Origin of the sequence: Sphaerimonospora mesophila (assembly GCF_001417795.1) — a bacterium.
Classification (GTDB): domain Bacteria; phylum Actinomycetota; class Actinomycetes; order Streptosporangiales; family Streptosporangiaceae; genus Sphaerimonospora; species Sphaerimonospora mesophila.
Genome location: NZ_BCBX01000033.1, coordinates 1 through 11,908, shown reverse-complemented (window position 1 = coordinate 11,908; position 11,908 = coordinate 1). Strand labels below are relative to the sequence as shown.

15 protein-coding genes and 1 rRNA gene are annotated in these 11,908 nt (G+C 68.9%); 8 read left to right on the top strand and 8 right to left on the bottom strand.

The features are described from left to right. Positions 1 to 27: 27 nt before the first annotated feature. Complete coding sequence (locus tag AP234_RS10175; RefSeq protein ID WP_055479367.1) at positions 28 to 780, top strand: SOS response-associated peptidase; 753 nt, start codon at positions 28 to 30, stop codon at positions 778 to 780. 143 nt (positions 781 to 923) lie between these two features. Next, on the top strand, positions 924 to 1,259 hold the full coding sequence (locus tag AP234_RS10170; RefSeq protein WP_055479366.1) for a TraR/DksA family transcriptional regulator: 336 nt from the start codon (positions 924 to 926) through the stop codon (positions 1,257 to 1,259). 73 nt (positions 1,260 to 1,332) lie between these two features. On the opposite strand, the gene AP234_RS10165 is transcribed toward AP234_RS10170, so the two are convergent. Next, a complete protein-coding gene (locus AP234_RS10165) occupies positions 1,333 to 2,073 on the bottom strand; it encodes a methyltransferase domain-containing protein (RefSeq protein WP_055479365.1) in 741 nt (246 codons plus the stop codon). A gap of 212 nt (positions 2,074 to 2,285) precedes the next feature. On the opposite strand from AP234_RS10165, the gene AP234_RS10160 reads away from it, so the two are divergent. The 3 genes from AP234_RS10160 (at position 2,286) to AP234_RS10150 (ending at position 4,245) form a co-directional block, all read left to right on the top strand. Then, positions 2,286 to 2,927 (top strand): sigma-70 family RNA polymerase sigma factor, encoded by a 642-nt coding sequence (locus AP234_RS10160; protein ID WP_055479364.1) that lies wholly within the window; start codon positions 2,286 to 2,288, stop codon positions 2,925 to 2,927. Further along, positions 2,924 to 3,190: a mycothiol system anti-sigma-R factor gene (rsrA, locus tag AP234_RS10155; RefSeq protein WP_055479363.1), complete on the top strand. Its 267-nt coding sequence runs from the start codon at positions 2,924 to 2,926 to the stop codon at positions 3,188 to 3,190. The genes AP234_RS10160 and rsrA overlap by 4 nt, the downstream gene beginning before the upstream one ends. Before the next feature lie 131 nt (positions 3,191 to 3,321). Further along, a complete protein-coding gene (locus AP234_RS10150) occupies positions 3,322 to 4,245 on the top strand; it encodes an NAD-dependent epimerase/dehydratase family protein (RefSeq protein ID WP_055479362.1) in 924 nt (307 codons plus the stop codon). 18 nt (positions 4,246 to 4,263) lie between these two features. Here the strand turns inward: AP234_RS10150 and AP234_RS10145 are convergent, their stop codons facing one another. Next, positions 4,264 to 4,716 (bottom strand): DUF4442 domain-containing protein, encoded by a 453-nt coding sequence (locus AP234_RS10145; RefSeq protein WP_055479361.1) that lies wholly within the window; start codon positions 4,714 to 4,716, stop codon positions 4,264 to 4,266. Positions 4,717 to 4,809: 93 nt separating this feature from the next. On the opposite strand from AP234_RS10145, the gene hisN reads away from it, so the two are divergent. Next, entirely contained in the window at positions 4,810 to 5,619 is an 810-nt protein-coding gene (gene hisN, locus AP234_RS10140; RefSeq protein WP_152990345.1) for a histidinol-phosphatase, read from the top strand. On the opposite strand, the gene pstB is transcribed toward hisN, so the two are convergent. The 4 genes from pstB to pstS form a co-directional block, all read right to left on the bottom strand. Beyond that, complete coding sequence (gene pstB / locus AP234_RS10135; RefSeq protein WP_055479359.1) at positions 5,616 to 6,392, bottom strand: phosphate ABC transporter ATP-binding protein PstB; 777 nt, start codon at positions 6,390 to 6,392, stop codon at positions 5,616 to 5,618. The two genes, hisN and pstB, sit on opposite strands and share 4 nt — an antisense overlap. A gap of 5 nt (positions 6,393 to 6,397) precedes the next feature. Beyond that, positions 6,398 to 7,303: a phosphate ABC transporter permease PstA gene (gene pstA, locus AP234_RS10130; RefSeq protein ID WP_055479358.1), complete on the bottom strand. Its 906-nt coding sequence runs from the start codon at positions 7,301 to 7,303 to the stop codon at positions 6,398 to 6,400. Beyond that, a complete protein-coding gene (gene pstC, locus AP234_RS10125) occupies positions 7,300 to 8,259 on the bottom strand; it encodes a phosphate ABC transporter permease subunit PstC (RefSeq protein WP_055479675.1) in 960 nt (319 codons plus the stop codon). Before pstC ends, pstA begins: the two co-directional genes overlap by 4 nt. A gap of 194 nt (positions 8,260 to 8,453) precedes the next feature. Further along, a complete protein-coding gene (pstS, locus tag AP234_RS10120) occupies positions 8,454 to 9,569 on the bottom strand; it encodes a phosphate ABC transporter substrate-binding protein PstS (protein WP_055479357.1) in 1,116 nt (371 codons plus the stop codon). A gap of 183 nt (positions 9,570 to 9,752) precedes the next feature. Here pstS and AP234_RS10115 point away from each other — a divergent pair, with 183 nt between their 5' ends. Then, complete coding sequence (locus tag AP234_RS10115; RefSeq protein WP_055479356.1) at positions 9,753 to 10,211, top strand: low molecular weight protein-tyrosine-phosphatase; 459 nt, start codon at positions 9,753 to 9,755, stop codon at positions 10,209 to 10,211. Then, positions 10,198 to 11,019 (top strand): fructosamine kinase family protein, encoded by an 822-nt coding sequence (locus tag AP234_RS10110; RefSeq protein WP_055479355.1) that lies wholly within the window; start codon positions 10,198 to 10,200, stop codon positions 11,017 to 11,019. Before AP234_RS10115 ends, AP234_RS10110 begins: the two co-directional genes overlap by 14 nt. A gap of 40 nt (positions 11,020 to 11,059) precedes the next feature. Here AP234_RS10110 and AP234_RS10105 read toward each other — a convergent pair whose 3' ends face one another. Together AP234_RS10105 and rrf are read right to left on the bottom strand one after the other, a co-directional pair. After that, positions 11,060 to 11,479: a hypothetical protein gene (locus AP234_RS10105; protein WP_055479354.1), complete on the bottom strand. Its 420-nt coding sequence runs from the start codon at positions 11,477 to 11,479 to the stop codon at positions 11,060 to 11,062. Between the two features lie 260 nt (positions 11,480 to 11,739). Beyond that, positions 11,740 to 11,856, bottom strand: a 5S ribosomal RNA gene (gene rrf, locus AP234_RS10100). Positions 11,857 to 11,908: the final 52 nt, after the last annotated feature.

The following is an 11,908-nucleotide window of genomic DNA, read 5'->3' as shown; positions in this document are numbered from 1 at the left end:
TCCCGTTGTGGATGGCAGAGTTGTGACATGTGCGGTAGGTACGCGTCTGCGCGCAAGAAGCACGAACTGCTGGAGGAGTTCCAGGTCGAACTGGACGGCGTCCCCGACCAGGAGCTTCCCCCCGACTACAACGTCGCGCCCACCAAGCAGATCTACGCGGTGATGAGCCGGGTCCCCAAGGTCGACGGCGAGAGCCTGTCGGACCGCCCGGTCAGGCAGCTGCAGATCGTGCGGTGGGGACTCGTGCCGGTCTGGGCGAAGGATCCCTCGATCGGGTCGCGGCTCATCAACGCCCGGGTCGAGACGGTGGCGGAGAAGCCCGCGTTCCGCCGGGCGTTCGCCGCGCGGCGATGCCTGCTCCCGGCCGACGGCTACTACGAATGGATGCCGGTCGAGGGCAAGAAGAAGCAGCCCTACTTCATCCACCCGGCCGACGGCGGCGTCCTCGCGATGGCCGGGCTGTACGAGTTCTGGAAGGACCCGGAGCGGGCGGACGACGACCCGCTCAAGTGGCTGTGCACCTGCACTGTGATCACCACCACCGCCGAGGACGAGGTGGGGCACATCCACGACCGCATGCCGATGATGATCGAGCGTGACCGCTGGGCCGAATGGCTCGATCCGCGGACCGAGGACCCCTCCGGGCTGCTGGTCGCGGCGGGCCCCGACCGGCTGCGGGCGTACCCGGTCTCCACCGCCGTGAACAACGTACGCAACAACGGTCCGGAGCTGCTCGAACCGCTCGACGGAGATCCGGAGAAGAGGGAGGCGCTTTTCTGACCATCCCGACAGGAGAGGGGTGTAAAAGGGCGCTGAACTGGGAATTTGTGGGGAAAGTGATTTACCCGCGGTGACCGGCTCGACCCGTCAGGAGGCCGGGGCTCCAGGCGGTTTCCCCCCCACTCTCCCGGAGGTGCGGACTCGTGGATGACGCGACCGTGCGCATGCGCCTGGAAGGCATGCTCCAAGAGCTCGACAGGTCCATCAGGGTGCTCACGGGGGACGGCGCCGACCTGCGGGACAGGTCGGCGGCGGACGGCGGCGCCCATCTCACCGATTCCGACCGGACCCGGGCCATGCTCGACGTGGCCGCACGGCAGCGCACCGCGGTGCTCGCCGCACTCAAGCGGCTCGAGGACGGCGGCTACGGCCGGTGCGTCGACTGCGGCGGCGCCGTACCCGACGGCAGGTTGGAGGCGCGTCCCGAGGCCGCACGGTGCGTGCAGTGCCAGTCGCGGGTCGAGCGCCGTCGCCGCTGAACGCCGCTCACAGCCGCGTCATCACCGCCGCGTCGCACAGCGGCTCGTCACAAGGGCCTGTCACAGCGGCCTGTCACAGCGGCTTGCGTGCGCTGGCGACGAGGTGGATGCCGACCGTGTCGTCGCCGTCGGCCTCGGACTCCAGCTCCGTACGCACCAGCCAGGCGAGTGAGCGGCTCTCCGTGCTCAACACGTGATCGACCATCGAGGGAGACAGCACGGTGCGCGGCCGGATCCACTCCGTCTCCAGCCCGGCCGAGGTGATCAGCTCGCGCATCTGGGCGCTGGTGAAGCAGCGGGTGATGCTGCCGTCCGGCCACGGGACCAGCATGACCTCGCCGGTCTGGCGGAGATGCGCCCAGTAGTTCTGCTCGGCGAGTATCGCCATGCCGAGCACCAGCGAGTCGACGCACAGCAGCGCACGCCCGCCGGGCTTCAGCACACGCGCCACGTCCTCCATGACCGACTCGGCCATGATCTCGACCGACAGGACGCGCTGCTCGGCGATTATCCCGTCGACGCTCCCGTCGGGCAGGAAGCTCAGATCGTCGGCGCGCACCTTGTGAATCCGATCGCAGGCCGCCCTGAGCCGAGGCTCCGCCGGACGGCGGAAGTCCACCACTTCGATCACGCGGTGTCCGGCGCGCGCCGCCTGGGCCGGCCACCGGCTGCGGCCGCCGGACAGATCCAGCAGAAGGGAGGGGCGAGTGGGAAGCCACTGTCTGAGCTGCTCGGCGACCACGGCGTGATAGAAGGTCCAATAAGGCCCGAGGGTGCCCGAGCCGTTGAGTTCGGTGGCCGGGATAGGCAGCACGAGCGGCTCCTGGACGTCGGTTACCGGGCTCCAGCCGGTACTTGGTTTCTTTCCCCACCCGGGGGCGTTCATCACCTGAAACTGCACCGGGAACAGACTCTACGCCTGCCCTGTTGCAGTTGGGCATGAAGACGTTGGTGCTGCCAGAAGTCTCACGGCCGGCCCCTTGCCCCGGACCGGTATCCTCGGCTGGGTACGGCGTCCTGAAGGGGGTGGGTCCGGTCGCCAAGACGGCCGAGGAGACTCTGGAACAGCGTAGTGAACGGTTCGAGCGCGACGTCATGCCGTATCTCGACCAGCTTTACTCCGCAGCGCTCCGGATGACCCGAAACGCAGCGGATGCCGAAGACCTCCTGCAGGAGACCTTCGCCAAGGCCTTCGCCTCCTTCCACCAGTTCCAGCAGGGGACGAACCTCAAGGCCTGGCTGTATCGCATCCTCACCAACACCTTCATCAACAGTTATCGCAAGAAGCAGCGGGAGCCCAGGCAGTCCGGCACCGAGGACATCGAGGACTGGCAGCTCGCACGGGCCGAGTCGCACATGTCGACGGGGCTCAAGTCCGCCGAGATAGAGGCGCTGGAGCACCTCCCCGACAGCGATGTGAAAGACGCGCTGGCCGCGATTCCCGAGGATTTCCGCATCGCCGTCTATCTGGCCGACGTCGAGGGCTTCCCGTACAAGGAGATCGCCGACATCATGGGCACTCCGATCGGGACCGTGATGTCGCGCCTGCACCGGGGACGGCGGCAGCTGCGGACCCTGCTCCATGACTACGCGCGCGAACGCGGACTCGTGCGGGCGGACTCCCCTGCCGGAGGTTCCGACGGGTCGCTTGGGGAGGAGAAGCGATGAGCTGCGGGCGGCATCACGACACGCCGTGTAGCGACGTACTGGACCGTGTGTACAGCTACCTCGACGGCGAGTTGGACAGCAGCCGCTGCGCCGAGATCCGGCAGCATCTCGACGAGTGCGGGCCCTGCCTGGAGGAGTACGGCCTGGAGCAGGCCATAAAACAGCTCGTGGCCAAGAAATGCGGCTGCGACCCCGTCCCCGAGGACCTGAGGGCCAAGGTCCTGTCCCGCATCGCCCAGCTCCGCGCCGAGCTGGCCGACTGAACCGACCGGCCCTCAGCGGGCCGGGATGTCCTACCCGCCGGTTAAGATCTGCCGTCTAGGGAGTGTCCTGCGGATCTTCGCCGCCGCGAGGGTCGCCGGACACGACCTGAACCTTCGAGGGAGGGCGGGACATGCGGGCACTGGTCACGGGCGGGGCGGGGTTCATCGGGTCGAACCTCGTCGATCGGCTCCTGGCGGACGGCCACGACGTGGCGGTGGTGGACGACATGTCCTCCGGGCACAACCGGAACCCCCACGCGTCGCTGCACGTCATGGACGTACGGGACCCCGCGCTCGGAGACCTGGCCCAGACGTGGCGGCCCGAGGTGATCTGCCATCTGGCCGCCCAGATCAGCGTACGCAGGAGCGTCGCCGACCCACGCGCCGACGCCAGCATGAACGTCGAGGGCACGGTCAACGTGCTGGAGGCCGCCCGGCGCGGCGGCGCGCGCAAGGTGGTCTACGCTTCGTCGGTCGCGGTGTACGGCAAGCCGGCCGTGATCCCGGTGCCGGGCGGCGCCCCCACCGATCCGCGTTCGCCGTACGCCGCCTCCAAGCTCGGCGGCGAGCTCTATCTGGCCACCTACCGGGCGCTGCACGGGCTGGAGTACACGACGCTCGTGCTGTCCAACGTGTACGGCCCGCGGCAGTCGCCGGAGGGTGAGGCCGGAGTCGTCGCGATCTTCACCGACGCGCTGCTGTCCGGCAGGTCCACGGTCGTGTACGGCGACGGCACGCAGACGCGGGACTACGTCTTCGTCGAGGACGTCGTCGACGGTTTCATTCGCGCCTGCGGGACCGGCGGCGACGGGCGGCGCTTCAATCTCGGCACCGGTGTGCAGACCACGGACCGGGAGCTGCACGCGCTGATCGCCGAAGCCGCCGGAGCCCCGGACGAGCCGCGGTTCGAGCCGCCGCGCCCGGGCGATCTGCCCGCCATGGCCGTCGACCCCGCCCCGGCCCTCGAAGGGCTCGGCTGGCGGCCCAGGCACGACCTGCCGACCGGGCTCAAGGCCACGATCGAATGGGCCCGCGAGGCCAGAGAACGCGGCTGAGCCCGGCCGTCGTTCATGTCACGGCCGGGTCACCGGCCGATTCGGCCGCAATGTCCACACGACGGTCATCTCGGCCACCACGACGCCGTCCGTGTCCAGGATCTCCACCGCGACGTCGAACTCGGGCCGCTTCCCCTCGTCGAGCTGCGCGACCACCTCGGCGCAGTCGGCCCGGAGGGTGGCGGCCGCCGTCACCTCGCCCATGGCCAGCTTCCGGTAGTCGACCCGCGCCCCCTTCGCCAACGGCACGGCCTTGGAGAGCTGGTCGGCGAACGCCGACAGCATGGCCGCCCCGGAGGCCGTCTCGGCGAGCGTGAACATCGCTCCCGCGTGCGGCCCGCCGACGTGGTTGTGCAGGTCGGCCCGGTCGGGCATGCGGGCCACGGCCGTACCGGAGCCGGCGGAGTCGAGGGAGATGCCGAGCATTCGCGCGAACGGCACACTGTCGAGGATGAAAGCCGCGAGGTCCATGAGCGGATATTACCGATCAGTACGGTATGACGCACGGGTCGGCGCGCGTCCGGCGCTGCTGCGCCCGGGTGGCGGCACGATACCTTGGTCCATGTGATGGGATACAGCGACGATCTGCATCTCGCGCATCTGATGGCGGACGCCGCCGATGACATCACGATGCGCCGGTTCAAGGCCGTGGACCTGAAGGTCGACACCAAGCCCGACCTCACGCCGGTGAGCGACGCCGACCGGGCGGTGGAGGAGGCCATCCGCGGCACGCTGCGCCGCGCCCGTCCGCGCGATGCGGTCGTGGGCGAGGAGTACGGCAGCACCGGGGACAGCACACGCTCGTGGATCGTCGACCCCATCGACGGCACGAAGAACTACGTGCGCGGCGTCCCCGTGTGGGCGACGCTCATCGCGCTGATGGAGCGGGGAGAGATCGTCGTGGGAGTCGTGTCCGCGCCGGCGCTGCACCGCCGCTGGTGGGCGGCGAAGGGCGGAGGCTCCTGGACCGGCCGGAACCTCACCAAGGCGTCCCGCTGCCAGGTGTCGTCGGTCGGCCGCGTCGACGACGCCTCCCTGTCCTTCTCCGATCTGGAGGAATGGGAGAAGAAGGGCCGGCTCGACGACTTCCTCGACCTCACCAGGGAGGTCTGGCGGACCCGCGCCTACGGGGATTTCTGGTCGCACGTGATGGTCGCCGAAGGCGCGGTGGACGTCTCGGCCGAGCCCGAGCTCTCCCTCTGGGACATGGCCGCACTGACGATCATCATCGAGGAGGCGGGCGGCACCTGCACCACGCTCGACGGCACCTCGCCGCTCGACAGCGCCTCATCGCTCCAGGAGGTCAGCCTGGTCTGCACGAACGGCCTGCTCCACGGCGAGGTGCTCAAACGCCTCAGCCGGAGCGCCCCTTAGCCGAAGCGGCCGGTGATGTAGTCCTCGGTGGCCTTCTCGGCCGGGTTCGTGAAGATCTTCGAGGTGTCGTCCATCTCGATGAGCTTGCCCGGCCGCCCCTGGGCGGCGAGGTTGAAGAACGCGGTACGGTCGCTGACCCGGGCGGCCTGCTGCATGTTGTGCGTCACGATGACGATCGTGTAGTCCTTCTTGAGCTGCGCGATCAGGTCCTCGATCGCCAGCGTGGAGATCGGGTCGAGGGCCGAGCACGGCTCGTCCATCAGCAGGACCTCCGGTCGTACGGCGATGGCCCGCGCGATGCACAGGCGCTGCTGCTGACCGCCGGACAGGCCCGCCCCCGGCTTGTTGAGCCGGTCCTTGACCTCGTTCCACAGGTTCGCGCCCTTGAGCGACGTCTCGACGACGCCGTCGAGCTCCGAACGGGAGACCCGCCCGTTCAGCCGCAGCCCGGCCGCGACGTTATCGAAGATCGACATGGTCGGGAACGGGTTGGGACGCTGGAACACCATGCCGATGGTCCTGCGTACCGAGACCGGGTCGACGTCCGGTCCGTAGAGGTCCTGGTCCTCGAGCCTGACCTTGCCCTCCACCCGGGCGCCGGGGATGACCTCGTGCATGCGGTTCAGCGTGCGCAGGAACGTCGACTTGCCGCAGCCGGACGGGCCGATGAACGCCGTGACCGACCGCGGCTCGATCGTCATCGTGATGCCCTCGATCGCCTTGTGCGACCCGTAGTAGGCATCGAGGTCCGACACCTCGATCTGCTTGGCCATTGTTCCTAGGACCCCTTCCTCGCGGGCGACCGCCACCACCCGATGAGGCGCGCGACCAGGTTGAGCAGCATGACGATCAGGATCAACGTGAGCGCCCCCGACCACGCACGGTCGATCGCGGCGTCGGTCGGGCGGCCGGCCTGGTCGAAGACGTACAGCGGGAGACCCATCTGCGGCCCGTTGAACGGGTCGTTGTTGATGGAGTCGGTGAAGAAGACGGTGAGCAGCAGCGGCGCGGTCTCCCCGGCCACGCGGGCGACGGCCAGCATGACGCCGGTCGCGATGCCGGTGAACGCCGTGGGCAGCACCACCTTGACGACGGTCCGCCATTTCGGCACGCCCAGGGCGTACGACGCCTCGCGCAGCTCGCGCGGCACGAGCCGGAGCATCTCCTCGGCCGACCTGACCACGACCGGCATCATCAGGATCGACAGCGCGAGCGCGCCGGCGAAGCCGGAGAACGGCATGCCGAGGACGAGGATCCAGAAGGCCAGGACGAAGAGCCCGGAAACGACGGAAGGGACGCCCGTCATGACGTCCACGAAGAAGCCGATGGTTCTCGCCAACCGTCCGCCGTTGCCGTACTCGACCAGATAGATCGCGGTGAGCAGACCGATGGGGACCGCGATGAGCGAGGCGAGCAGGACCTGTTGCAGCGTCCCGATGATCGCGTGGTAGGCGCCGCCGCCCACGTCCCTGGCCCCGATGTTGCGCATCGAATGGGTGAGGAACTCCAGGTCGAAGCGCTGCATGCCGTTCTTGACGACCATCCAGAGCACGGACGCCAGCGGGATGAGCGCCAGGACGAAGGCCAGGCAGATCAGCACCTGGACGACCCGGTCCTTCACCCGCCGTCCGACGGAGATGGGCCGGATTCCGGTCCGTACGGTCGCGGTGCTCGGTGTGGTCATGCCGCCGCCCTCGCGTACTCCTTGCGCCGCGCGATGACGAGCCGCGCGCCCATGTTCACCAGCAGCGTGATCAGGAACAGGACCAGCCCCGAGGCGATGAGCGCGCCCCGGCCGGTCTCCGTCGCCTCGCCGAAACCGTTGGCGATGTTGGCGGCGATGCTGTTCCCGTTCGGGCCGAGCACCTGGAACGTGACGGTGAACGTCGCGGGGAAGATCAGCGCGACGGCGATGGTCTCGCCCATGGCGCGGCCGAGGCCGAGCATCGCGGCGCTGATGACGCCGGGACGGCCGAACGGCAGCACCGACATCCTGATCATCTCCCAGCGGGTGGCCCCGAGCGCGAGCGCCGCCTCCTCCTGCGCCTTCGGCACCTGGAGGAACACCTCGCGGGAGATCGCGGCGATGATCGGCAGGATCATGATGGCGAGCACGAGCGCCGCGGTGAGCATGCTCCGGCCGACCACCTGGTCGCCCCCGAACAGCGGGATCCATCCGAGGTAGCGGTTCAGGAACCGCGACGGCTCGAGCATGAACGGGACCAGGAAGGCGATGCCCCACAGCCCGTAGACGACGCTCGGCACCGCCGCGAGGAGATCGACCACGTAGCCGAGTGCCGACGCGAGCCGCCGGGGCGCGTAATGGGAGATGAACAGCGCCACGCCGACGGCCACCGGGGTGGCGATGACGAGCGCCAGGAACGAGCTGAGCACGGTGCCGAACGCGAGCGCGCCGATGCCGAACACGGGCTCGGTGGCGTTCGGCTGCCAGGTGAGCTCGGTCAGGAAGTTCGTGGTGTTCGCGCGGAGCGCGGGGACGGCCTTGACGACGAGGAAGGCCCCGATCGCCGCCATGATCGCCAGGAGTACGGCACCCGCCGCCGTGGCGGCGAAACGGAACGGCCCGTCACCGCGGGCGCCCCCGATGCCCACGGCACGCCGACGGGCGGCCCGGCGCATGGCCGGGCCGCCCGTCTCCCCCCTGTCGAGTTCCCCAGACGGCTCCCGCAGCGCCGACCCGCTTTCGGGTGCGCCGGCGGATCCGTACTGCAGCGGCTCGACCTCGGGCGTGCTCTCGGCGCCGGTCACGGACCCCCCTGCCGGTTCCTCGCCGTGGCCGCCCTGCCAGGTGCGGATTGTCGTGGCCATCGTGATCAGGAGATCGCGTCGATGGCCGTACGGACCTTGCCGACGAGGCCGGTCGGCAGCGGGGCGTAGCCGAGACCGCTGAGCGCCTGCTGGCCCGCGTCGCTGGCGGTGTAGGCCAAGAACGACTTGACCAGGCTCACGTCGGCGGCCGGCAGGCCCTTCTCGCAGGTGATCTCGTACGTCACCAGGACGATCGGGTAGGCACCCGGTGCGTCGGTAGCGTAGTCGATCTTCAATTTGAGGTCGTTGCCGGTGCCGACGATCTCGGCGGCCTCGACGGTCTTGCCCGCGCTCTCCGGCGTGAGCTCGACGAACTCACCCGAGCCGTTGGCGACCTTGGCCTTCTGGAGCTGCGAGTTCTCCGCGAAGGACAGCTCGACGTAGCCGATCGCGCCCTCGGTGCCCTTGACCGCGGCGGCGATGCCGTCCGAGCCCTTGGCGCCCTGGCCCTTGGCCTCCGCCGGCCACGCCTTCGCCGCCTCGTACGGCCAGTCCGACGTGGCCTTCAGGAACTTGGTGAAGTTGTCACTCGTGCCGGACTCGTCCGACCGGTGGAAGGCCTGGATGGCGGTGGAGGGCAGCTGGGCGTCGGGGTTGTCCGCCTTGATGGCCGGATCGTCCCACTTCGTGATCTTGCTGTCGAAGATGCCGGCGAGGGTCTTCGGAGACAGCTGCAGACCGTCCGCCCCCGGCAGGTTGTAGACGACCGCCACCGGGCCCGTCACCATGGGAAGGTTGATCGCCTTGCCGGTCGCGCAGCGTGCGTCCGCCTGAGCCGGCTCCCCCTTCCCTTCGTTCAGCGCCGAGTCCGAGCCGGCGAACGCCACGGTGCCCTGGATGAACGCCTGCACCCCGGCGCCGGAGCCGCTCGGCTGATAGTTGATGCTCACCTCGGGATTCGACGACTGGAACGCCTTCCGCCACTCCGCCATCGCGTTCGCCTGAGCCGACGAGCCGGCGGCGTTGATGGTGCCCGACAGCCCGCTCGGCGCCGGCCCCTCGGCCGCCGCCGCCGAGGTGCCCGACGTGCTGGAAGTGACGTTGTCATCGGTGCCGCATGCGGCGAGCGAAAGCACGCCGGCGATGGCGGCGGTGGCGGCGAGCCGGCCTGCATACTTCACGGTTGTTCCTCTCAGTTGCACTGTCAACGAGAGGGACGCTAGGCGGCAAAGGTGAAGCAAAGCCCTGGTAAAGGTGAACGGGTGGTGAATGAGCCAGGTCGATCTCCGTCACCTGCCGATCCTGCCCGAGCACACACCTCCCATCGGTCGCGACCATGACCGGTATAGGAGAGCATTGGAGTCATGAAACGCGTGTGTCTCGTCTGCCTGGGTAACATCTGCCGCTCTCCGATGGCCGAGGTGGTGCTGCGCCGTACGTTCGCCGAGCACGGGCTCGACGTCGTGGTCGACAGCGCGGGCACCGGCGACTGGCATGTCGGCAATCCGATGGACGAGCGGGCGCTGGCGACGCTCGCCGAGCACGGCTACGACGGCTCGGCTCACCGGGTCCGTCAGTTCGATCGCGCCTGGTTCGCTGAGCGCGACCTGGTCCTCGTGATGGACCGAGAGAACCTGCGCGACATCCGCCGCATCGCGCCCCCGGACGCCGATGTGCGGCTGCTGCGTTCATTCGATCCCACCGCACCGGAGGGAGCCGAGGTGCCTGACCCCTACTACGGCGGCCCCGAGGGTTTCGTCGAGGTGCTCCACATGATCGAGGCGGCGGCGGAGGGACTGGCCAAGCACCTTGAAAATCATTAGAGACCTGGGCGGAAGCCACGCCTGGACGCTTCACCAAGCCGAGCTCGACGACGGCAGGAGAGCGTTCGTCAAGAAGGGGATCGGATCCGCCGGCTCCCCCGGCTTCACCGGCTTCGGCTCCGAGGCGGCGGGCCTGCGCTGGCTCGCCGAGCCCGGCCTGGTGGCCGTACCCGAGGTGATCGACGTCGCCGATGACACGCTCGTGCTCGAATGGATCGAGACCGGGCCTGCGACGGCCGCGGCCGCGGAACGATTCGGACGTGAGCTCGCCGCCCTGCACGCGACCGGGGCCCCCGATTTCGGGGCGCCCTGGTCCGGGACCATCGCGCACCTGCCGATGGACAACACCGCCCTCCCCGACTGGCCGTCGTTCTACGTCACCCGCCGGGTCCTGCCGTTCGTACGGCTCGCGCGCGACGACGGCCGGCTCTCCGCCGCCGATGTCGAACTCATCGAGGACGCGTGTGCGTACGTCCCCGAGGTGGCGGGCCCGGCCGAGCCGCCGAGCCGGATCCATGGCGACCTGTGGAACGGCAACCTACTGTGGACCGACGGGAAGGTCGTGCTGATCGACCCGGCGGCCCATGGCGGCCACCGTGAGACCGATCTGGCCATGCTGGCGCTGTTCGGGGCACCGCACCTCAGCACGATCCTCGGGGCCTACCGCGAGACGGCGCCCCTTTCGGACGGCTGGCGCGAACGTGTCCCACTGCACCAGCTCCACCCGCTCGCCGTCCATGTCTGCCTGTTCGGTGAGGCATATCGGGGCAGCCTGACCACGGCGGCGGCCCAGGTGCTCGCTCTGTGACCATCGTGGTGCTCCGCGTCGCGGGGAGCGGAGCACCCGGTCACGAGCGGCGTACGGCGGCGCGGGGAGACCACGCCCAGACCAGCACGGCCACGGTGAGACCGAACAGCACGAGTCCACTCGGAACGTGCGTGCCGAGCATCTCCCAGCTGAAGTGCTGGCCCATGCCGACCAGGAACAGGACCAGGCTGGCCAGAGCCGGCCAACCGGCGCCACGGCCCGGACGCCACACCAGCACCGCCGCGATGATCTGAAGCAGTGCGATCAGGTGAACGACCATGCCGACCATGACATGCGTCTCAGCGAGTTCCGCCCCGCCGTTGACGGCCTGACCGGCGTACGACGCCGCGACCACGAGCCCGAGCGCCTGAGCGACGACCAGAATGCGCAGACCGTAAAGCAGACCTGCGGAGACCTGACGTTGGTCAGCGGGTGCCGCCAGACCGATGACGTTCTGCATGTGATGTGCCCTTCCTAGTGAACGGAGTCGGAGCACATCCTCATCAGCGGGTCGTCCTTCGTCATCATCCCCGAGAGCTACCATGCATCCGCCCCGGGATGTAGCCGGAACCGCGGAACCCCCGGGCACAAACAAAAAAAGGGAGGCGCGACCCCCCCCCCCCAACACCACACAGCCCGGAAACGCGTCCAAGCCCACAAAACACAAAGCCCGGAAATGCGTGTGGGCCACCCCAAAGGGGCGGCCCACACCACAAAATTGTCCGGCGGCGTCCTACTCTCCCACACCCCCACGGGTGCAGTACCATCGGCGCTGGAAGGCTTAACTTCCGGGTTCGGAATGTAACCGGGTGTTTCCCAACCGCTAAAACCGCCGTAACCCTACCAAACAGCCAACCACCAACCCACACACCAACCCCACAACAAGGCA

Coding starts and splice junctions, on each gene's coding strand:
- AP234_RS10150 (WP_055479362.1), top strand. CDS start 3,322: ATGCGGGCACTGGTCACGGGCGGGGCGGGGTTCATCGGGTCGAACCTC.
- pstC (WP_055479675.1), bottom strand. CDS start 8,259: ATGCGCCGGGCCGCCCGTCGGCGTGCCGTGGGCATCGGGGGCGCCCGC.
- pstA (WP_055479358.1), bottom strand. CDS start 7,303: ATGACCACACCGAGCACCGCGACCGTACGGACCGGAATCCGGCCCATC.
- AP234_RS10145 (WP_055479361.1), bottom strand. CDS start 4,716: ATGGACCTCGCGGCTTTCATCCTCGACAGTGTGCCGTTCGCGCGAATG.
- AP234_RS10115 (WP_055479356.1), top strand. CDS start 9,753: ATGAAACGCGTGTGTCTCGTCTGCCTGGGTAACATCTGCCGCTCTCCG.
- AP234_RS10175 (WP_055479367.1), top strand. CDS start 28: ATGTGCGGTAGGTACGCGTCTGCGCGCAAGAAGCACGAACTGCTGGAG.
- rsrA (WP_055479363.1), top strand. CDS start 2,924: ATGAGCTGCGGGCGGCATCACGACACGCCGTGTAGCGACGTACTGGAC.
- pstB (WP_055479359.1), bottom strand. CDS start 6,392: ATGGCCAAGCAGATCGAGGTGTCGGACCTCGATGCCTACTACGGGTCG.
- AP234_RS10105 (WP_055479354.1), bottom strand. CDS start 11,479: ATGCAGAACGTCATCGGTCTGGCGGCACCCGCTGACCAACGTCAGGTC.